The 19,878-nt window shown below is 70.9% G+C and carries 19 protein-coding genes; 9 read left to right on the top strand and 10 right to left on the bottom strand.

The window, feature by feature from the left end; all coding sequences use genetic code 11:
• The first annotated feature begins 110 nt into the window (after positions 1-110).
• Positions 111-1,700: an acyl-CoA carboxylase subunit beta gene (locus OIE47_RS17715; RefSeq protein ID WP_326562579.1), complete on the top strand. Its 1,590-nt coding sequence runs from the start codon at positions 111-113 to the stop codon at positions 1,698-1,700.
• Between the two features lie 88 nt (positions 1,701-1,788).
• On the opposite strand, the gene OIE47_RS17710 is transcribed toward OIE47_RS17715, so the two are convergent.
• The 4 genes from OIE47_RS17710 to OIE47_RS17695 all read right to left on the bottom strand — a co-directional run bounded on the left by OIE47_RS17710 (position 1,789) and on the right by OIE47_RS17695 (position 5,577).
• Positions 1,789-3,123 carry a hypothetical protein gene (locus tag OIE47_RS17710; protein ID WP_326562578.1) on the bottom strand — a complete coding sequence of 445 codons (1,335 nt, stop codon included), beginning with the start codon at positions 3,121-3,123 and terminating at the stop codon, positions 1,789-1,791.
• Positions 3,116-3,619, bottom strand: coding sequence for a sigma factor-like helix-turn-helix DNA-binding protein (locus OIE47_RS17705; protein ID WP_326562577.1), 504 nt, complete (start codon positions 3,617-3,619; stop codon positions 3,116-3,118). The genes OIE47_RS17710 and OIE47_RS17705 overlap by 8 nt, the downstream gene beginning before the upstream one ends.
• Before the next feature lie 131 nt (positions 3,620-3,750).
• Entirely contained in the window at positions 3,751-4,725 is a 975-nt protein-coding gene (locus tag OIE47_RS17700) for a ketopantoate reductase family protein (protein ID WP_326562576.1), read from the bottom strand.
• A gap of 111 nt (positions 4,726-4,836) precedes the next feature.
• A complete protein-coding gene (locus OIE47_RS17695) occupies positions 4,837-5,577 on the bottom strand; it encodes a M50 family metallopeptidase (RefSeq protein ID WP_326562575.1) in 741 nt (246 codons plus the stop codon).
• A gap of 235 nt (positions 5,578-5,812) precedes the next feature.
• Between OIE47_RS17695 and OIE47_RS17690 the strand changes: the two genes are divergently transcribed.
• Positions 5,813-6,460, top strand: coding sequence for a hypothetical protein (locus tag OIE47_RS17690; protein WP_326562574.1), 648 nt, complete (start codon positions 5,813-5,815; stop codon positions 6,458-6,460).
• Between the two features lie 136 nt (positions 6,461-6,596).
• On the opposite strand, the gene OIE47_RS17685 is transcribed toward OIE47_RS17690, so the two are convergent.
• On the bottom strand, positions 6,597-6,824 hold the full coding sequence (locus OIE47_RS17685; RefSeq protein ID WP_326562573.1) for a hypothetical protein: 228 nt from the start codon (positions 6,822-6,824) through the stop codon (positions 6,597-6,599).
• Positions 6,825-6,883: 59 nt separating this feature from the next.
• On the bottom strand, positions 6,884-8,992 hold the full coding sequence (locus OIE47_RS17680; protein WP_326562572.1) for a serine/threonine-protein kinase: 2,109 nt from the start codon (positions 8,990-8,992) through the stop codon (positions 6,884-6,886).
• A 160-nt stretch (positions 8,993-9,152) separates the two neighbouring features.
• On the opposite strand from OIE47_RS17680, the gene OIE47_RS17675 reads away from it, so the two are divergent.
• From OIE47_RS17675 to OIE47_RS17650, 6 genes are all read left to right on the top strand, one after another.
• Positions 9,153-9,398, top strand: coding sequence for an acyl-CoA carboxylase epsilon subunit (locus OIE47_RS17675; protein ID WP_326562571.1), 246 nt, complete (start codon positions 9,153-9,155; stop codon positions 9,396-9,398).
• A gap of 83 nt (positions 9,399-9,481) precedes the next feature.
• Positions 9,482-9,928 (top strand): hypothetical protein, encoded by a 447-nt coding sequence (locus OIE47_RS17670; RefSeq protein WP_326562570.1) that lies wholly within the window; start codon positions 9,482-9,484, stop codon positions 9,926-9,928.
• 68 nt (positions 9,929-9,996) lie between these two features.
• On the top strand, positions 9,997-11,331 hold the full coding sequence (locus OIE47_RS17665) for a hypothetical protein (protein ID WP_326562569.1): 1,335 nt from the start codon (positions 9,997-9,999) through the stop codon (positions 11,329-11,331).
• A complete protein-coding gene (gene mycP, locus OIE47_RS17660) occupies positions 11,328-12,485 on the top strand; it encodes a type VII secretion-associated serine protease mycosin (RefSeq protein WP_442792116.1) in 1,158 nt (385 codons plus the stop codon). The genes OIE47_RS17665 and mycP overlap by 4 nt, the downstream gene beginning before the upstream one ends.
• Positions 12,486-12,509: 24 nt before the next feature.
• On the top strand, positions 12,510-13,130 hold the full coding sequence (locus OIE47_RS17655) for a Maf family protein (RefSeq protein ID WP_326562567.1): 621 nt from the start codon (positions 12,510-12,512) through the stop codon (positions 13,128-13,130).
• A 59-nt stretch (positions 13,131-13,189) separates the two neighbouring features.
• Positions 13,190-13,843 (top strand): O-methyltransferase, encoded by a 654-nt coding sequence (locus OIE47_RS17650; protein ID WP_326562566.1) that lies wholly within the window; start codon positions 13,190-13,192, stop codon positions 13,841-13,843.
• 51 nt (positions 13,844-13,894) lie between these two features.
• Here OIE47_RS17650 and OIE47_RS17645 read toward each other — a convergent pair whose 3' ends face one another.
• The 4 genes from OIE47_RS17645 to OIE47_RS17630 all read right to left on the bottom strand — a co-directional run bounded on the left by OIE47_RS17645 (position 13,895) and on the right by OIE47_RS17630 (position 17,762).
• Positions 13,895-15,124 carry an MFS transporter gene (locus tag OIE47_RS17645; RefSeq protein WP_326562565.1) on the bottom strand — a complete coding sequence of 410 codons (1,230 nt, stop codon included), beginning with the start codon at positions 15,122-15,124 and terminating at the stop codon, positions 13,895-13,897.
• 66 nt (positions 15,125-15,190) lie between these two features.
• Positions 15,191-15,946: an ABC transporter permease gene (locus OIE47_RS17640; protein WP_326562564.1), complete on the bottom strand. Its 756-nt coding sequence runs from the start codon at positions 15,944-15,946 to the stop codon at positions 15,191-15,193.
• 26 nt (positions 15,947-15,972) lie between these two features.
• Positions 15,973-16,932: an ATP-binding cassette domain-containing protein gene (locus tag OIE47_RS17635; RefSeq protein ID WP_326562563.1), complete on the bottom strand. Its 960-nt coding sequence runs from the start codon at positions 16,930-16,932 to the stop codon at positions 15,973-15,975.
• A gap of 152 nt (positions 16,933-17,084) precedes the next feature.
• Positions 17,085-17,762 (bottom strand): PadR family transcriptional regulator, encoded by a 678-nt coding sequence (locus tag OIE47_RS17630; protein WP_326562562.1) that lies wholly within the window; start codon positions 17,760-17,762, stop codon positions 17,085-17,087.
• A 303-nt stretch (positions 17,763-18,065) separates the two neighbouring features.
• On the opposite strand from OIE47_RS17630, the gene OIE47_RS17625 reads away from it, so the two are divergent.
• Positions 18,066-19,832 (top strand): acetyl/propionyl/methylcrotonyl-CoA carboxylase subunit alpha, encoded by a 1,767-nt coding sequence (locus OIE47_RS17625; protein ID WP_326562561.1) that lies wholly within the window; start codon positions 18,066-18,068, stop codon positions 19,830-19,832.
• Positions 19,833-19,878: the final 46 nt, after the last annotated feature.

The raw sequence follows: 19,878 nt of genomic DNA, 5'->3' as shown, positions 1-19,878 counted from the left end.
TTACGATCCAGAGCTGGGCGTACGTGAAGAGCAGCGCCGGGCGGGCACGGGCACCGTGCGCGCGAGGAGCGAGGCTGGCGCCGCAGTCGCGAGGAAAGGCAGACCCGAACGTGAGCGCGAGCAGCGAGGTCGAGAGCAACACCCACAGCACCGCCGGCAAGCTGGCGGACCTGCAACGGCGGGTGGACGAGGCGGTACACGCCGGATCCGCCCGTGCCGTGGAGAAGCAGCACGCGCGCGGCAAGAAGACCGCCCGTGAGCGGATCGAGCTGCTGCTCGACCCCGGTTCGTTCGTCGAACTGGACGAGCTGGCCCGGCACCGGTCCACCAACTTCGGACTGGAGCGCACCCGCCCGTACGGCGACGGCGTGGTCACCGGGTACGGCACCGTCGACGGCCGGCAGGTCTGCGTCTTCGCCCAGGACTTCACCGTCTTCGGCGGCTCCCTGGGCGAGGTCTTCGGCCAGAAGATCGTCAAGGTGATGGACCTGGCGATGAAGATCGGCTGCCCGGTGGTGGGGATCAACGACTCGGGCGGTGCCCGGATCCAGGAGGGCGTGGTCAGCCTCGGCCTCTACGGGGAGATCTTCTTCCGCAACGTCCGCGCCTCCGGCGTGATCCCGCAGATCTCGCTGGTGATGGGACCGTGCGCGGGCGGCGCCGTCTACTCCCCCGCGGTCACCGACTTCACCGTGATGGTCGACCAGACCTCGCACATGTTCATCACCGGCCCCGACGTGATCAAGACGGTGACCGGCGAGGACGTCGGCATGGAGGAGCTCGGCGGGGCGCGTACGCACAACACCCGCAGCGGGAACTCGCACTACCTCGCCACCGACGAGGAAGACGCGATCGACTACGTCAAGGCGCTGCTGTCCTACCTGCCGGCGAACAACCTCGACGAGCCGCCGGTGTACCACACCGACGCCGACCTGGAGATCACCGACGCCGACCGCGAGCTGGACACCCTGATCCCGGACTCGGCGAACCAGCCGTACGACATCCACCGGGTGATCGAGCACGTGCTCGACGACGGGGAGTTCCTCGAGGTGCACCCGCTCTTCGCGCAGAACATCGTGGTCGGCTTCGGCCGGGTCGAGGGACGCCCGGTCGGTGTGGTGGCGAACCAGCCGATGCACTTCGCCGGCACCCTGGACATCGCCGCCGCCGAGAAGGCCGCCCGCTTCGTCCGCACCTGCGACGCGTTCAACATCCCCGTACTGACCTTTGTGGACGTACCCGGATTCCTCCCCGGCACCGGCCAGGAGTGGGACGGCATCATCCGCCGGGGCGCGAAACTCATCTACGCGTACGCCGAGGCGACCGTCCCGAAGGTCACCGTCATCACCCGCAAGGCCTACGGCGGCGCGTACGACGTGATGGGCTCGAAGCACCTCGGCGCCGACCTCAACTTCGCCTGGCCGACGGCACAGATCGCGGTGATGGGCGCCCAGGGCGCGGTGAACATCCTCTACCGCGCCGAACTGGGCGCCGCCGAGGATCCGGCCTCGGTACGCGCCGAAAAGATCGCCGAGTACGAGGAAACCCTGGCCAACCCGTACGTCGCCGCCGAACGCGGGTACATCGACTCGGTGATCGCACCGGCCGAGACCCGTACCCAGATCGTCCGGGCGCTGCGGGTGCTGCGTACCAAGCGGGAGACGCTGCCGCCGAAGAAGCACGGCAACATCCCGCTGTAGCCCGCTGCCGACCGGCGGCCGGGTGCCGACGCGGGCACTCGGCCGGTCAGCAGCCCGGATCGGCCGGTCAGCAGCGCGGGTCGGCCGGTCAGCAGCCCGGATTGGCGAACGGGCAGAGCCAGGCGGCGGCCCGGTCGGCGAGTTGGCGCATCCGCGCGTCGTCGTAGTCGTACGACTCCAGCACGGCAACCAGGTCGCCGACCCGTACCACCGCGTAGAGGGTGACCGTGCCGCTGCCGGGTCCCGTACCCACGGGACTCGTCGGCGCGGTCACCTCCTGCCGGATCATCAGCGACTGGTTGCCGGCGAACCCGTCGTCGAGCACTCGCCAGGCATGCCTGGTCCCACCCGTGGCACCCGGATCGGTCCGCCCCGCGCCGGCGTCGGCGCCCCGCGTACCGGGGTCGCGCGTGCCACCTGGATCTCTCGGGCCACCGGGACCCGTCGAACCGGGGGGACCGGACGGCGCGACCGACGCGACCGGAGGGCCGGGTTCACCCGGGGAGGCCGAACCGGTCGGGGTGGCCGGCGGAGTCGGGGTGACGTAACCCGTCGAGACGGTCGGCGGGGCGTCGTAGGTCCGGCACGCCTCGACCACCCGTCGGACGTCGTCCACCACGATCCGGGCGGCGCCGCCGTCGGCGTACCGGGTGACCTGTTGGTTGAGTGACTGCCAACGGCCGTCCTCGGTGTCCCCGCCGACACTGTGCCCACGGCTGTACCGGTAGTTCTGGTAGCCGGTCAGGTGCAGGCCGGAGTAGGCCGGGCAGCTCTGGGCGAGGCGGAACGGCCAGTCCGGTGACGTACCGGGCGCGCCGCCGCGGTCGTCGCTGATCCGGAAGTTGAGTCCGACGTCGGCCGGCTGGAGCAGGGCGACGGACGGGATCCAGGCCGGGTCGTGGCTCGTCACCCCGCCCGCCGAGCGCAACGGTGCCGGCCCGTCCGGTGGCGAGGGTGCCCTCGCCGGCCCCACGTCGTCCGCACCGGGCTGCCCCGCGATGGACTGCGGTCCGATACTGGCGACGGGCAGTCCGCCGGCCAGTCCCCAGATCGCGGCGAAGACCAGCACCACGGCGGCCGGCACCGCGACCGCCGTACGCCGGGACCGCCTGCGACCGACGGCCCGGATCTGTTCCGGCGCGGGCCAGCTCACCCCGGCCAAATCGGCGGCGAGTCGCTCGGCGAGCACCCGGGCCCGGTCGTCCAGCAGATCGGGCAGGACCGGATCCGGGTACGGGTCCGGTGGCGGCTCCGACATCAGCGCCGCCAACGACTCCGGCAGCACGTCACGCCTCGGCTCCGCCGACAGGTCCACCATCGGTTCCGCCGGATCCACTCCCGACTTCCGGTCCGACCCCGGCTCCGTCGTCGCGTCCGCTGCCGGGTCCGGTTCCGGCACCCGCTCGACCCACGGCTCAGGCATCAGCGGCCTCCTCCAGTTCGACAACGGCCAGCAGTCCGGCCAGCGCCACCCGTCCCCGGGACAGGCGGGCCTTGACGGTGCCGACCGGCGCGCCGGTCTCCCGTGCCACCTCGGCCACCGGAAGGCCGAGCAGGTAGTAGAGGGCCAGCGCGGTCCGCTGCTCCTCGGGCAGGCGACGCAGCGCCGCCACCACGTCGACGGTGTCCGTGCCGGGTCCCGGCGTCACGGACTCCACCGCACCGTGACGCAGGTACGCCCGTGCCCGGCTGCGGATGGTCCGCCACCTGCTGACCGCGACCCGGGCGGCGACCACCCGTACCCAGGATTCCGGGTCCTCGTACCCGCTCACCGTCGACCAGCGCTGCCAGGCCCGGATGTACGCCTCCTGGACCGCGTCCTGTGCCTCCGACAGGTCACCGGTCAGCAGGTACACGTAGCCGAGCAACCGTTGCCGGCTCCCCCGGTAGAACTCGTCGAATCCGCCGACGTCGGGCACCAGCTACCTCCCCTGGGCGTCGGAGGTCATACGCGTACGGGCGGGTGGTCGGTTGCCGCCCGGCACGTACTTTCCCGCCGGTCCGGCGCCGTCGGTGCCGGTTGCCGGGTCGGAGTGCTCCCGTACCCGGCCTACGGCAACAGTTCGGCGCGGGGGAAGCCGCCGGCCGGGATCCGTTCCCGTACCGCCCTTCGGACGGCTCGCTGGACGGCCGCGTTCACCGGGGTCGGCACCCCGTGCAGTCGGCCCAGCAGCACGATCTCGCCGTTGAGGTAGTCGGTCTCGGTCGAGCCGGTGCCCCGGGCCAGGCTCTGCCAGGTCGAGCTGCCGGCCCGCTCCCGTCCGGCCACCGGGTGGGCCTTCACGTTGTCGGCCCGGTCGGCCGCCTCCTCCGCCCTGGACGTGTGCGCGATTCCGGCGGCGGCCAGGGCGTCGACCCCCTCGGCACGCAGCCGGTCGACCAGTTCGGGGTCGGGGTCACGGCCGAAGAGGGCGTCCAGCCCGTTGCCCAGGTTTGCCAGTAGTTTGCCGTACTTCCAGCGCATCACGTCGTCCCGTACCCGGGTGACGAACCCGCTCTTGGACAGGTCGTCGGCGATCTGCCGGACGGTGTCGTCCGCGCCGGTCGGGTAGCCGCCGAGCTGGAGCATGCCCGGGTGCGGATGCCCCTCGGCGGCGATCACGCCCGGCTCCAGGAAGGTGGCGGGTAGCCAGAGGCAGACCGGGTAGACCCGCTCGAACCGGCGCAGCGCCGCCCGCTCGTTGGCCACCCCGTTCTGTGCGGTCAGCAGCGGCAACCGGTCGGCGGCCGTACCGCCACCGGTGACCGGGGCCCCGGCCCACTCGCCGAGCGCGGTCTGGGTGTCCTGGGACTTGACCGTGAGCACCAGCGCGGTCTCCGGCGTCAGCACCAGTTCGGCCGGGCCGGCGACCGCGGGCAGGGTGACGGTCTGCTCGCCCTCCGGGGTGGCCAGGGTCAGCCCCCGGGAGCGGAGCGCGTCCAGTTGGGCGCCGCGGGCCACCAGGGTCACGTCGTGGCCGGCCTGGGCCAGCCGTACGCCGATGGTCCCGCCGACCGCACCGGCGCCGATGATCACATACCGCACGGATTCATTCTGCTCCTGCCCGCCGGGCCAGGCTCGGTTGGCCCGGCGGCAGCGGTCGGGCGGGATCTGCCGACCGGCTCGGCGGCCCGTTGCCGGGTGGGCGGCGCCGGGTCAGAAGGGCAGGTCGAGGTTGGCCAGGTGGGCGCCGGCCAGCAGGCTCGTACCGATGCCGAGCGCCAGCAGGTTGACCAGGCCGAACAGGCCGACCCAGAAGATGGCCGGGAGGAAGGTGACCCCGGCGAGCTGGTCGGCGTCGGAGGCCGGCATCCGGCCGCGCCGCCGCAGGGTCTGCAACTCGCCGACCGGCCTGATCCCGCCGATCAGCAGGAACCACACCCCGGTGTACGCGAACACCGCCTGCACCTGGGGGCCGGCGAACCAGGAGACGCCGAAGACCACCGCGGTGGTGACCACGATCGACACGACACCGAACGCGTTGCGGATCATCACGAGCATGGCGAGCAGCAACACCACCGCTATCCAGAGCAGCAGGGTGATCCGGTTGCCACCGAGCAGCCAGGCCCCGGCCAGCCCGATCAGCGACGGGGCAACGTAGCCGGCGAGCAGCGTGAACGCCATGCCCGGTCCGGACGGCCGCCCGGCCGACAGGGTCAGGCCGGAGGTGTCCGAGTGCAGCCTGATGCCGTGCAGGCGTCGCCCCGTGAGCAGCGCGGCCAGGGCGTGCCCGCCCTCGTGGGCGATGGTGATGGCGTTGCGGCCGATTCGCCACGGCAGCCGGGTCAGCACCACGGCGAGCGCGGCCAGCCCGGTGAGCAGTACGAGTAGTGGCGGTGGATCCGGTTGGGCGTCGAACAGCCGGTTCCAGACGTCGGTAAAGCCGTCGATCGACACAGCCGGGGAGCCTAACCCACCTGTGCGAGCCCGACGACCTGGCGATGAACTCCTCCTCCCAGGGCAAGCTCTGCGTCGAATACCCGGTGACGGGCAGCGACGATCGCGCCGACGCGCGCCCACCGGAGACGCAGCACTTGATGAACATTTAAGGCAAACGATCTGATCCGCTCGCCCTCCGTGCCCGTACCCAAAGATGCTGCAACCGGGCAGCAGGTGATCAAGGGAGCGGTGCATGTACAGGACAAGCAGGACGACCGGCCGGGCGCGGAAGCTGCTCATCGGTGTGGCCGCGACGGCCCTGCTCGGCACCGCCCTGGCGGTCGGTACGGGGATGAGCAACGCGGGCGAGAACTGCAACGGTCTGGACACCGCGCTGCGGAACAACCTGAACTTCATGGCCGACCAGCGGGCCAACCCGGACGCCCTGTCGGAGGCCCGGATCGCCAACCGGCAGGCGGTCGTCGACCTCATCCAGCAGCGCCGCGTCACCGCGGGGTGCACCCGTCAGGTGAACGCGGATCGCCCGGCACCGCCGGCTCCGGCGAACCCTCCCGCCGCCGCGAACCCCGTGAACCCGCCGGCCGCTCCGGTCGGCGGTGACGCCGCTGCCGGTGGCGGTGGTACCGGCGCCGGTGAGGTCGTCTGCAAGGGCTCGACGGTGACCCTCTTCAACGAGGACGCGGCACCCGGCGCGTCCAGTGGGACGTTCCCGATCGGCACCCAGCTCAAGGTCACGAACCTGGACAACAACAAGAGCACCACGGTACGGGTGACCAGCCCGTCGGGCAGTTGCGTACTGCTCAACAACGCGGCGTTCGAGCAGGTCCGGGAGCCGGGCAAGTTCCTGATCCGGCGGGCGGTCATCGAGCGGGTCGGCTGACCGGAGTCGTACGGACCGGCAAACAGCAACAGCCGGATCGGTCATCCCGTCTGGGCGGGATCACCGGTCCGGCTGTCGTTGACGCTCCGAACACCGCGTCGACGCTGGTCCGGGGCGGTCGCACCCGGCGGAGTTCTCAAGCCCTCCGTCGGGCAGTCATCGGGGCCCGCGCAACTTCCCTGGCCGGCACCGTCGGCCGCAGCAGCCGCCAAGCGCCAACCACCCCGACGGCCATGGTCACGACGCTCGCGAGTGCGATCAGCGCGACCATTCCGAAGCTCGCCAGGATCAGCGCGAGATCGCCGACGGCGACCAGCATCCAGAGCGCCACACTCGGCTTCGTCGTACGTTGTCGGAAACTCATGTCGTACCTCCTTCCGTCGTTGGGGCATCAGTACCCCGACGGAGGGAAGGTCATGCGGATCAGTTCGGCGCGGGTAGGAATCCGTCCGAGATGAGCTGCAGTTCGTCCAGGTTGTCCTGCCAGGCTGCGGCCGGCGTCGACCAGTAGATCGCGTACCCGTGCTTGGGACCGGTGACAAAACCCCGGTTGACCACGTGCAGCGGGTTGCCGTTGCTGGAGGTGTAGGTCCACTCCCAGTCCGCCGCTTCGAGGAAGTAGTCGATCTTCTTGATGACTACCTGCTTGTAATTGCGGTACCGGCCGGCGCGGACCCTGGCCTCCTCCTGCCGTTTCCAGTCCGCCACCGCGTCCGGCTGCGGGGTGCTCGTCTGGTCGATCATGAGCATCCGTGCACCGTTGGGCTCGAGGAACTCGACCGAGGTCCGGTTGCGTTGCACCCGCCAACCCGCCGGCACCGGCACGGTGAACCCGGTCGGGTCCTTGTGCCAGATCCAGCCCGTCGGCAGCGGACCCTCGCCCCGGACCATCGCCGCCGGCGACGAGGGCGGGGCGGCCGGCTCGGTTGTCGGAGCGGCGGCGGGTGGCGGGACGGCCGGCGCGGTCGTGGCAGCGGGGGCCGAGGCGGACGCCGACGGACTCGGCTCCCCACCCGTCTGGGCCGTGTTCCGGCCGTCGTCCGAGTCGCGGGTGGCCAGCGGAATGACCACCACGAGCGCGATCAGCAGCACCGCGACCAGCCCGCCGACCAGCCACATCCGCTGCTTGTTGAGGAACGGACCCTTGTCGCCGGACTCGGGACGCGGCTTGAACGGGCCGAACGTGCTACCCCGCGACGCACCGCCGACAACCTCGGTGGGCGCGGCGGCGACCAGTGCCGGTTCGTCCCGGTCGGGAACCGGTACGGCGGCAACGGCCGTCGATGAATCGGCCGCTGACGGGGACGTGGCGGGAGCATCCACCTTCGCCGTCTTGTCTGCGGTGGATCCGGGCTTGTCGACGGGGGACGCGGGCGAATCGGCGTGCTCGTCCGGGTCGGCCGGGCTCGACGCGACGACGGTTGGTTCGGCGGCGGTCGGCGTACCGTCGACGTCCGGCTGGTCCTCGGCGGACCTTTCGGGAACGGCGGTTTCCGCCGCTGCCGCGGCGGCGGGCACGACCGGAACGGCAGGACCGGATCCGGCCGTACCGATGAAGTCGGCGATGGAGGACGACGACGACTCCGCCGGCTCGGCCGGTCTGGCCGGCTGACGCTGCGCCGGCAGCGGAACCACCCGGGTACGCGCCTCGCGCGGACCGTACGGGCTCGGCCGGCGTACCCCGTCGAGCAGTGAGATCGCCCCGCGCGGCCGTTTGTCCGCCGCGCGCCGCAACAACCGCTCCGCCACGTCGGCGGTGATCCGCTGTGCCGGATCCTTGCGCAGCAGCCCGTTGAGTACCGCCTTCAGGGGCCCGGCCCGCTTCGCCGGTGGCGGCGGCTCGGTCGCCAGCGCGGCCAGCGTCGCGATCGCCGACGAGCGGGCGTACGGCGACTGTCCCTCGACCGCCGCGTACAGCGTCGCGCCCAGCGACCAGAGATCCGCCTCCGGACCGGCGGTGCCGTCCCTGGCCCGCTCCGGCGCGATGTACGCGGGCGACCCCAGCACCAACCCGGTACGGGTCACGTTCGGGTCACCCGGCACCGTGGCCAGCCCGAAGTCGGTCAGAACCACCCGGCCGTCCTCGCCGAGCAGCACGTTGCCCGGCTTGATGTCCCGGTGCATGACCCCGGCCTTGTGCGCCGCCTTCAACGCACCCAGCACACCGAGGCCGATCTCGGCCGCCCGCCCCGGCGACACCGGCCCGTCGGCGGCGAGCGCGTCCTGCAGGGAACGGGACCGGACGTACTCCATCACGATCCACGGATCGGCGTCCGTACGCAGCACGTCGAAGACGCGGACCACGTTGATGTTGTTCAGCCGGGCGATCGCGCGAGCCTCACGCAACGACCGCTCGCGCATCTCGCGCCGCTCATCGGTGGTCAGTCCCGGCGGCGGAACCAACTCCTTGATGGCCACATCGCGGTGCAGCACCTCGTCGCGGGCACGCCAGACACGGCCCATGCCGCCCTGACCGAGCGGCTCCACGAGCCGGTACCGGTCAGCGATCAATTGGGGGGGCGCCTCGGACATCCCGTGGACGGTACCCGGAGCGGAGCTTCCTCACACCAGCGGCACGCGCATGTGAGACGTACCCGAGCATGTGAGACGTACCTCGGTCGCCCGGTGCAACCTACGGCCGAGGTCGTTGCCTTGACTACGACCACGCTGCCCGGCGTCGTAAACTCGTCCCGTGTCTGATCCTCGTGCCGCGCCCGACCGGGAGCCGGCGTTCCGCGTGGTGCGGGGCACCCCCACCGCGGAGGAACTCGCCGCGCTGGTCGGCGCCCTCCTGCTCCGGCCGCGACCGACCGCGCCGGCCCGCCGCACCGCCAGATCACCCTGGGTACGCGCTTCGCAACCCGGTACGGTGTCCCCGTCCGGCCTACCCGCACGTCCGGGTGTCGATGCCTGGCGGTTGTCCGGACTGCCCCGCTGAACGTCCGAACGGGGCTGCTGACACCGGCCCTCGCCGACTAGCCTCGGGTGGGCACCACGTCGTGACACCTGGGGAGGGGACACATGGCGATTCCCGAGGAGGATCTCCCGCCGGCCTGGCTGCGGGACTACGGCGACATCGAAGCCGACATCAGCAAGATGGAAGAGTTCGCCGCCAACCTCGACGCCGAGGTCCGGCAGAACTACGCCCCGCACCTGGACTATCTCCGCGAGGACGTGACCGCGAAGATTCCTGATCCGGCGCTGGAGTTCACCGAACTGTTCGACTTCCTCGAAACCCACCGGGCGATCCAGCAGGACAGCACCAACGTCGTCTTCCACTACCGGGACGCGACCGGTGGCTTCGCCCAGGCGGCGAAGGAGGTCAGCGAGAACTACGGCAAGTCCGATGCGTTCGCGCTGGCCCGGGTCAAGGAGGTCGAGTCCGCGCTGGACAAGACGTCGGCCGCGCGCCTCCCGGAGCCGGGCACCAACCCGCCCCCGGTCACGGACAACTCGGGAGTGTCCTGATGCTCATCGCCGACGTGGGTGGCGGTTACTCCGGTGCCACCAACTGGTTCAACTTCGACGTACGGGGCATGTGGGCGACGCTCGAGAACCAGGAGACCGACGGTCACTGGCAACGCGTCGCGGGCTGGCGCCGTACCCATGAGCTCGCGGGCACCCACCTGTCGCGGCTGCGCTCGTACCGCGAGGGACTGATCCAGGCGTGGCCGCCGGGGAAGAGCGCGGCGTCGCGGGCGTACGTCGAACGGCTGGACTTCCTGATCCAGAGCGTCGAGCAGTCGTACGAGGCGGCGATCGCCAACCGTACCGCCCTGTCCGGCGCCACCAGCGCGATCGGCGACGCACGCCGGGAACTCAAGACCATCCACGAAGAGTACGAGCGCAAGTTCGCGGCGAAACTCGAGTACGAGCGCACCCAGAGCCCTCCGTCGGCCTCGTCCTCCCCGTCCCCGACGCCGACTCCGTCGCCATCCCCCGGACCGGCGCCCACCCCGAAGGTGACCCAGGCCGACCTCGAGCGCCTGAACGCTCGCGCCCGCTCCATCATGTACGGCCTCAGCGGCGAACTCGTCCAGGCCCAAGCCCAACTGAAGCAGCCCCCTCCGTACCGGGGCCGACCTGCAATCGATACCGATCAGAACCCTGATGTGTATGGCGGGGGTTCACCACCTGTCATTCCGCCGGTGGTACCGGTGCCAACCGGTGGGGCGGGTTCGGGGATGCCGAGCGCGAGTCCCCCGGTTCACCACGTGGTGCCGGCGCCGACGGCACCCTCCGTCGGACCGATTCTCGGCGGCAACGGGCCAACACTCGGGGGCGTCACTCCGACCATTCCCACCGCTCCGACTCCCCCGGTGTCCCCGCCCGTCATCACGCCCACTCCGCCGTCCCCTCCCGGTATCGGGCCGGGATTTCCAGCCCCGTTGGCGCCAACACCCGGCGGTATCGGCAACACCTACCCCGGGCCTCGCGGCACCAGTCCTGCCGCGGGTGGACTCACCAAGCCGGGCATGGGCGGGGTGCCGACCGTTCCCCGCGCGATGCCTCCCGGCGGGATGATCGGCACCATGCCGGGAATGGGACAGCCCGGAGCCGGCATGTCGCCGGCCCGGCAGATCAATCCCGTTGGCGGAATGATCGGCGGCGCCGGAGGCATGGGCAGCACGGCTCCCGTGGGGGGTGCGGGCCAGCGACCGGGCGGCGCGGCGCCGATCGGTGCCAATGGCGGCCAGCGCTCAATCGTCCCGCCGGGTAGTCGCTCCGGCAGGCGCGGCGACGACGAGAGCGGTCAGCAATGGGATCCCGACAATCCGTGGGAGACCGACGAGGGCGTCGCACCCGTCATGCATGCTCCTCGGGAAGTCGGCCGCATCGATCCCGGACCAGCTATCGGATTTGATCGGTGACCTTGCGTACGGTTCGCAGGGCCGTGGCAGCACTCTGCGCCACGGCCATCGCGGTCCTACCTGCGGCCCCGGCGCACGCCGACCGAATCCGCGACGACCAGTGGCACCTCCGGTACCTGAAGGTGGCCGAGGCCCACAAGCTGAGCCAGGGTGCCGGAGTCACGGTCGCGGTCATCGACACCGGCGCGGACCCCCACCCGGACCTGCGCGACAACTTGTTGCCCGGCACGGAGACCTTTCCAGGCGGCACCGACGATGGCCGGGAGGACGTCGACAGCCACGGAACAGGAATGGCTGGTTTGATCGCTGGGCATGGGAAGCCGGGTGGTAACGGAGCTCTGGGGGTCGCCCCGCAAGCAAAGGTGATTCCGATCCGTTACGTCCGCCATCCCGGCGAACCCGACAGCGACAACGTCGCCAAGGGAATCGAATGGGCGACGGCCAAGAAAGTCCAGATAATAAGCATCTCTATTGGAGGAGGGACCTCTCCCCGCGAAGCCGCCGCCATCCGTGCAGCGATTGCCTCCGACATAGTCGTTATTGCTGGCGCCGGCAACATACCCCAAAGCTACGGAATTGGCTTCCCTGCCTCTTACGAAGGCGTTCTAGCGGTTGGCGCGAGCGATCGTGATGGAAACCGAGCCGAAGTCTCGGTTACGGGCAACAAGATGGGAATCCTTGCCCCCGGCGTCGATATTTATAGCACCAGCCTGGATGGGAAATACCGAAAGGGTACGGGGACCTCGGACTCCACTGCGATCGTGGCCGGGGCGGCGGCTCTGATCCGGAGCAGGTATCCGGATCTTTCGGCCGAGGAGGTGGTACACCGGTTGACGGCGACTGCCGTGGACAAGGGGCCGCCGGGACACGACGACGAGTACGGGGACGGCGTACTCGATCTGATGGCGGCGCTGACGGCGGACGTACCCCCGTTGGCGGCCAGTGCGACGCCGAGCGCGACCGCGACGACCAGCCCGAGCACGACGGCGGCCGCGGAGCCCCTGCCCGACGACGCTCCCAGGGGCATGAGCACCGGAACACTGCTGACCGTCTTCGCCGTTTTCCTGGTGCTGGCCATCCTGATCGCGCTGCTGGTCGTACGGTCGCATCGGCGCACCGCTGCGCGGAGTGCCTCGCCCGGCGACCCGGTCTGAGCCGGCACGGTAGCGTACGGCTTCATGCGCCCGACGAATCAGCTCCGCTTCGTGCTCGCCTCGGCCAGTCCGGCCCGGCGCAAGAGCCTGCAGGCCGCCGGCATCGAGCCGGAGGTGCTGGTCAGCGGCGTTGACGAGTCGAAGGCGAACGCCGACCTGGCGGAGACGCTCTGTCTCGACCTGGCGCGGCTCAAGGCGGAGGCGATCACCGAGCGGGTCCGGCCGACCAGCGAGCCGATGACACTGGTGCTCGGTTGCGACTCCGTACTGGCCTTCGACGGTGAGATCCTGGGCAAGCCCGTCGACGCCGACGAGGCCATCCGGCGGTGGAAGCAGATGCGGGGGCGTTCCGGTGTCCTGCACAGCGGTCACTGTCTGATCGACGTGACCGGTGGTCGCCGGGCCGAGGCGGTCGCCTCCACGACGGTGCACTTCGCCGACATCGCCGACGACGAGATCACCGCGTACGTGGCTACCGGTGAGCCGCTGCAGGTGGCGGGCGCGTTCACGATCGACGGACTGGGTGGCCCGTTCGTCGAGCGGGTCGAGGGTGATCCGGGCACCGTGGTCGGGCTTTCCCTGCCCCTGCTGCGTAACCTGCTCGCCGAGCTCGACGTCCGGATCACCGACCTGTGGCAGCGGTGACGCCAGCGGGCCGAGCGCGGTTCTACCGCACCCCGCCGGTACTGGTCTAGCGTCTGGGCATGACCACGAAGTCGCTGCCGTTGACCGAGGAACTGCACTCGTACCTCATCGCGCACGGTTCTCCGCCCGACGACATCGCCCGCGAGTTGATCGACGAGACGATCGACGCGCTGCCGGACGATGCTCAGATGCAGGTTGCCCCGGAACAGGCGGCGCTGCTCACCTTCCTCACCCGGTTGGTGAACGCGCGGCAGGCGGTGGAGGTCGGCACCTTCACGGGCATGTCGTCCCTGGCGATCGCCCGCGGGCTGCCCGCCGACGGTCGGCTGACCTGCTTCGACATCTCCGCCGAGTTCACCTCGGTGGCCCGCCGGTACTGGTCCCGGGCGGGGGTGGAGGACCGGATCGACCTGCGTATCGGGCCGGCGGCCGAGGGGCTGCGGTCGCTGCCGACCGAGCCGCACCTGGACCTGGCCTTCATCGACGCGGACAAGACGAGCTACCCGATCTACTGGGACGAGTTGGTTCCCCGGATGCGGCCGGGTGGGCTGATCGTGGTGGACAACGTCCTACGCGGGGGCCGGGTGCTCGCTCCGCAGGATGCGGGCGACCGGGCCATCGTGGCGTTCAACGCCGACGTACGGGCCGATGTCCGGGTCGACGTGGTGATGCTGCCGATCGCCGACGGCCTCACCCTGGCCCGCCGCCGCTGAACACACCCCCGCCACCGGCTCACGGCGACAACAGGTCCCGTCCGCAGACCCTCAGGTCCCGGCTTCGACAGCCGGGGCGGTGGGGCCGTCGATCCGGGCGTCGAGGGGCGGGGTGGGGGCCGGAGGTAGGCGCAGCGCGCGGGCCAGGCGCAGGGCGAGCAGCGCGGCGATCACGATGAACAGGGGCAGCAGCAGGAAGGCCGGGTGCGGGCCGACCGAGTCGGCGACCCGGCCGAGTACGACCGGAGCGACCCCGAACCCGATCGCCACCGAGTACGACGAGTAGGCCGCCGCCCGGTCCCGCTGTCCCGGGGCGGCGGCCAGCGCCATCGAGATGCCCAACGGGTAGTGCATCGCGTTGCCCAGCCCGACCACGACCAGGCCGGTGACCGCCAGCCAGCCGATCGGCGCGGCCCAGAAGATGCCGAACCCGACCATCGAGACGGCCAGGGCGGCGAGCAGGAACGGCACCGGGGCGACCCGGAGCGCGATCCGGCCACCGGCCAGCCTGCCCAGGCACATGCCGGCGACGATCGCGGCGAGCGCCGCCGAGGCGGCTCCGGCCGACATCCCGGCGTGGCCGCGCAGCACGTCGGCGGCCCAGAGGGAGAGGCAGACCTCGATCGAGCCGGTGACGCCGAGCAGCAGCCAGGCGATCCAGTAGGTGCGGGGCAGCCGGCCGGGTCGGGTGCCGGCAGCCGCGGTAGCGGGGATGCCTCGCGGTAGGCGTACCCGGAAGACGAACGCGGACGCGGCGACCAGCGCGATCAGCCCGACCTCGATGGCGATCGCGGGTCGCCAACCGTGCCCGGCGCCGACGGTGAGTCCGATGACGATCGGGGCGATGATGCCCATGCCGGCGCAGACGGCGTTGGCCTCGCTGATCGCGGCCGGGGAGTTGGGTCCGTGGTGGTCGGCGAGGATGGTGTTGACGCCGTTGACCAGCATGAATCCGAAGGTGGCGGCGATGGTCGCGGCGGCGAGGGTGGCCGGCAGGGTGTGGAACAGGCAGAGCGCGACAACCGCGACGACGATCCCGGCGAGCCCGAGCCAGTTTGTCCGCCCCCGACCGATCTTCGCCGACAGCGAGGGAAAGACGAAGCCGCCGAGCAGGGCTCCGACGGCGAGTGCGGTGCTGTGCAGTCCGGCGACGGCCGCGGTGGTGCCCTGTTCGTCGCGGAGCAGCGGGACGACCGGCCCGAAGCCGTAGAGGAAGAACCCCCAGACGCCGAGTTGGGCGTAGGTCAGCCAGGTGATCCGGTCATGGAGGAGGCGGGGCACGCCCCTTACGCTACAAGCGTTCGGAGCGTGCCCCTTTGACCAGGTGAAACACCTTCGGAAAAAGGATTAACGTACGCTGCGCGCGAACTCCCGGGCTGCCCAGGCGACCGCCGCGGCAGTCAGGACGGCCACGATGCTCAGGCCCTGCCACACCCGGTCGTCGCCGAGGTCACCGGCGAAGAGTGCCCGGGTCCCCTCGACCGCCCAGGAGAACGGGTTCCAGTCGGCGACGCCCTGGAGCCAGCCGGGGGCGAAGGTGAGCGGGAGCAGGATGCCGGAGAGCAGCAGCACCGGCTGGGCGATGGTGTTCATCAGTGGTGCGAGGGCGTCCTCGCTCTTGACCAGCAGCGCGATCCCGTACGAGACGGCCGAGGTCATCAGCGCGATCAGGGCGAGCATCAGGTACGCCAGCAGCAGGTCACCGATGAAGACGGTGAGTCCGAACAGGAGCGCCAGCAGGGTGATGATGATCGCCTGGACGATCAGCGACACGACGTCGCGCAGTGATCGGCCGAGCAGCAGGGCGAGCCGGCTGATCGGGGTGACCCGGGACCGCTCGATCACCCCGGCGCGCAGTTCGGCGATCAGGCCGAAGCCCTGGAACAGCCCGCCGAAGATGGCCAGCAGCACCAGCAGGCCGGGTACGAAGATGCGGTACGCGTCCGCCTGGGTCGGTGCGTTCAGTGCGGGCTTGAGCAGCGGCGCGAAGAGGAGCAGGTACATCACCGGTTGGAAGACGCCGACGAAGACCCAGATGGGTTGACGGAGGAGGAGCAGCATCTGCCGCTCGAAGATCAGCCAGGTGTCCCGGGCGAATTTCATCACAGTCTCCTGTAGCGGGGGCGGGCTCAGGACTCGCGCAGCGAGCGGCCGGTCTTGGTGAGGAACACGTCGTCGAGGCTGGGCCGGTGCAGTTCGATCGCGCGCAGCGGGACGCCGCTGGTGTCGAGTGCGCGCAGGATCTGCGGGATGGCCGTGGCGCCGTCGTCGACGTAGAGGCGCAGCCCGCCCTCGTCGAGGGTTTCCAGCTTGAGTACGAAGGGCTGGGTGTCGAGGGCCTCGGCGGCCTTCGGGGTGGCGGCCGCGTCGATGCCGACCTGCACCATCTCGCCGGAGATCTCCCGCTTGAGTTCGGCCGGCGTGCCCTCGGCGACGATCTCGCCGTGGTCCATGATCGCGATCCGGTCGCAGAGCGCGTCGGCCTCGTCGAGGTAGTGGGTGGTGATGAAGACGGTCATGCCGTCGGCGCGCAGCCGCCGGATCTCGTCCCACATGTGGGCCCGGCTCTGCGGGTCGAGGCCGGTGGTGGGCTCGTCCAGGAAGACGATCTTCGGCTCGTGGATGATGCCGAGCGCGATGTCGACGCGGCGGCGCTGCCCGCCGGAGTAGGTCTTGCACTTGCGGTCGGCGTACTCGGTGAGTTCGAAGGCGGCCAGGGCGTCGACCGCGCGCCGCTGGGCCTCGGCCTTGCCGATGCCGTACATCCTGGCCTGTAGGACGAGTTCCTCACGGGCGGTGGACTCGTCCCAGGTGCTGCCGCCCTGGGCGACGTAGCCGATCCGGCGGCGCACCTCGGCGGGGTCGGCGCGCAGGTCGGCGCCGGCGATCACGGCCTCTCCCCCGTCCGGCTCGATCAGGGTGGCGAGCATGCGCAGGGTGGTGGTCTTGCCCGCGCCGTTAGGGCCGAGGAAGCCGTAGATCTCCCCCTCGCGCACCAGGAGGTCGACGCCGCGCACCGCCTCCACTGTCTTGGTTTGTCGGCCCTGGCGGGAGCGGAACGATTTCCGCAGTCCCTTGGTCTCGATCATTTTCAGCTCCTGGTTGGTCGGGCCGGCAGACCGCCGACCACCGTCCCCCGGGGACCAACGCCGCTGGCGCGCACCCCAACACTCGGCCCGAGGCTAACGCGATATAACTTATCTAGTCAAGGTTGATTATTACTTGAGTTATGTCGTGAGTGCTACTCGTCGCCGGGTGTCTCACGGTCCGTACCGTCGGGTGCGGCACGCTCCCCGCCCCGGGACTCGGCCAGTGCCTGCGTCTGCGCCCGCATCGCGCCCCAACCCTCGGCATCGGCCAGCTGATCAGGCAGGTACGACACTCCGGAGTCGATCCGCTCCGCGATCCGTTCGCACCAGCCGCTCTCGGCCTCCGCGCGGGCCATCCACAGCTCGAACATCCAGCCCACGTGCACCGGCTTCGACTTGCGTACCCAGTCGGAATCGAGGGAGGCGCGCATGGACTCGTGCGCGGCGCGCAGGAGCTGCGCCCGGTTGCGCAGCGCCGCCGCCGCCTCCTCCCGAGGCAGGGCCGGCAGGAACGAGAAGGCCGCCGCGAACGGGTCGGGCGGGGTCTGCAACCGCCACCACATGTCCCGCAGCAGCGTCTCGAACTCGTCCTCCCCCTTCTCCGTCACCTCGTACGTGGTCCGGGCGGGACGGGCACCGACCTGCTCGGTCGCCACCTCGCGCAACAGTCCCTCCTCGGTCAGCTTGCGTAACGCGTGGTAGATCGAACCTGGCTGTACGTTGGCCCAGTCGTCGGCGCTCCAGCTCAGCAGCTCGCGGCGCACGTCGTAACCGTGCACCGGCTGCATCCAGCGGACCAGACCGAGAATCATCATGCGGGTACTCGACACAGCACAAGCGTAATAAACAAATTTGACTAAGCCCCGGAGGCCACTGCGGTCGACCGGCCCGGGCGGGGCCGACCAGCCGGGCGGCCAGTGCCACAGGACACACGCCGGGCCGGTGAAGTTGATCAAAAGCGCCGATAAACTCCCCGCAGTACCCACCACCAGGGGTGGATGCGGGAACAACGAACCAGGGACGACGAGGAAACGCCGGGCCCGTACGCGGGCGGCGGGTCGGTCGCACCGAGAAACGCGGTGACCGGCACCTGCCGGACGAGCGGGGCCGCCCACGGCCAGGAGAGGACGAGCGTGCGCAAGGTACTCATCGCCAACCGGGGCGAGATCGCCGTCCGGGTCGTCCGCGCCTGCCGGGACGCCGGGCTGGGCAGCGTGGCGGTCTACGCCGACTCCGACCGGGACGCCTTGCACGCCACCCTCGCCGACGAGGCGTACGCCCTCGCCGGTGACACCGCCGCCGAGACGTACCTGCGGATCGACAAGCTGCTGGACGTGGCCGCGCGTTCCGGCGCGGACGCCGTACATCCGGGTTACGGGTTCCTCTCCGAGAACGCGGACTTCGCGACCGCCGTGATCGACGCCGGTCTGACCTGGATCGGGCCGACCCCGCAGGCGATCCGCGACCTCGGTGACAAGGTCACCGCCCGGCACATCGCGCAGCGGGCCGGCGCTCCCCTGGTGCCCGGCACCCCGGACCCGGTCGAGGGCCCGGACGAGGTGATCGCGTTCGCCACCGAGTACGGCCTGCCGGTGGCGATCAAGGCGGCGTTCGGCGGCGGCGGTCGCGGGCTCAAGGTGGCCCGGACCCTGGAGGAGATCCCGGCGCTGTTCGAGTCGGCCACCCGGGAGGCGGTCGCCGCCTTCGGACGCGGCGAGTGTTTTGTCGAGCGTTACCTCGACCGCCCCCGGCACGTGGAGGCGCAGATCCTCGCCGACCAGCACGGCAACGTGGTGGTGGTCGGCACCCGCGACTGTTCGTTACAGCGCCGGCACCAGAAGCTGGTCGAGGAGGCGCCCGCGCCGTTCCTGACCGACGCCCAGCGCGCCGAGATCCACGCCAGCGCCAAGGCGATCTGCCGGGAGGCCGGCTACCACGGCGCCGGCACGGTCGAATACCTCGTCGGCGTGGACGGCACCATCTCGTTCCTGGAGGTCAACACCCGGCTCCAGGTGGAGCACCCGGTCACCGAGGAGACCGCCGGCATCGACCTGGTCCGCGAGCAGTTCCGGATCGCGGACGGCGAGAAGCTGCGGCTGGCCCACGACCCGACGCCGCGCGGGCACTCGATCGAGTTCCGGATCAACGGCGAGGACCCCGGCCGGGGCTTCCTCCCCGCACCCGGCACGGTCACCGCGCTCCGGCTCCCCTCCGGCCCCGGCGTACGGGTCGACACCGGCATCTCGGCCGGCGACGTCATCGGCGGCAACTTCGACTCGCTCCTGGCCAAGGTGATCATCACCGGGGAGACCCGGACCGAGGCGCTGGAGCGGGCCCGGCGGGCACTGGACGAGATGACCCTCGACGGGATGGCCACCGCGCTGCCGTTCCACCGGCTGGTGGTCCGCGACCCGGCCTTCACCGCCGAGCCGTTCGCCGTACACACGCGGTGGATCGAGACCGAGTTCGACAACACCGTACCGGCGTTCACCGCCGCCGCCCCGACCGCCGAGGCGGCCGGACCACGCGAGACCGTCGTGGTCGAGGTCGGCGGCAAGCGGCTCGAGGTCAGCCTCCCCGCCGGCTTCGGCACCGGTACGGGCACCAGCCCGGCCCCCGGCCCGGTCGCCCGCCGTGGCGCCGCCCGCGGTTCGGCCGCCCGTGGTGGCGCAAGCGCGGGTGCCGGTGGCGACGCGCTGACCTCGCCGATGCAGGGAACCATCGTGAAGATCGCGGTCGCCGACGGTGACACCGTCGACGAGGGTGACCTGGTGGTGGTCCTGGAGGCGATGAAGATGGAACAGCCCCTGCACGCCCACAAGGCCGGTGTGATCGGCGACCTCGGCGCCGAGCCCGGTGCCGTCATCACCGCCGGCGCCACCATCTGCACCATCCGCTGACCCCGGCCGGAGCGGGTCCCGCTGACCAGGAATAACGGGTCCCGCC

Source organism: Micromonospora sp. NBC_01796, from assembly GCF_035917455.1.
Classification (GTDB): Bacteria; Actinomycetota; Actinomycetes; order Mycobacteriales; family Micromonosporaceae; genus Micromonospora_G.
This window is presented reverse-complemented; position numbering and strand designations above follow the sequence as displayed.

What these genes read in the sequence shown, in the direction of transcription:
- OIE47_RS17710 (WP_326562578.1), bottom strand. Translation starts at nt 3,123, where the DNA reads ATGCCTGAGCCGTGGGTCGAGCGGGTGCCGGAACCGGACCCGGCAGCG.
- OIE47_RS17690 (WP_326562574.1), top strand. Translation starts at nt 5,813, where the DNA reads ATGTACAGGACAAGCAGGACGACCGGCCGGGCGCGGAAGCTGCTCATC.
- OIE47_RS17685 (WP_326562573.1), bottom strand. Translation starts at nt 6,824, where the DNA reads ATGAGTTTCCGACAACGTACGACGAAGCCGAGTGTGGCGCTCTGGATG.
- OIE47_RS17680 (WP_326562572.1), bottom strand. Translation starts at nt 8,992, where the DNA reads ATGTCCGAGGCGCCCCCCCAATTGATCGCTGACCGGTACCGGCTCGTG.
- OIE47_RS17670 (WP_326562570.1), top strand. Translation starts at nt 9,482, where the DNA reads ATGGCGATTCCCGAGGAGGATCTCCCGCCGGCCTGGCTGCGGGACTAC.
- OIE47_RS17665 (WP_326562569.1), top strand. Translation starts at nt 9,997, where the DNA reads ATGTGGGCGACGCTCGAGAACCAGGAGACCGACGGTCACTGGCAACGC.
- OIE47_RS17655 (WP_326562567.1), top strand. Translation starts at nt 12,510, where the DNA reads ATGCGCCCGACGAATCAGCTCCGCTTCGTGCTCGCCTCGGCCAGTCCG.
- OIE47_RS17650 (WP_326562566.1), top strand. Translation starts at nt 13,190, where the DNA reads ATGACCACGAAGTCGCTGCCGTTGACCGAGGAACTGCACTCGTACCTC.
- OIE47_RS17640 (WP_326562564.1), bottom strand. Translation starts at nt 15,946, where the DNA reads ATGAAATTCGCCCGGGACACCTGGCTGATCTTCGAGCGGCAGATGCTG.
- OIE47_RS17635 (WP_326562563.1), bottom strand. Translation starts at nt 16,932, where the DNA reads ATGATCGAGACCAAGGGACTGCGGAAATCGTTCCGCTCCCGCCAGGGC.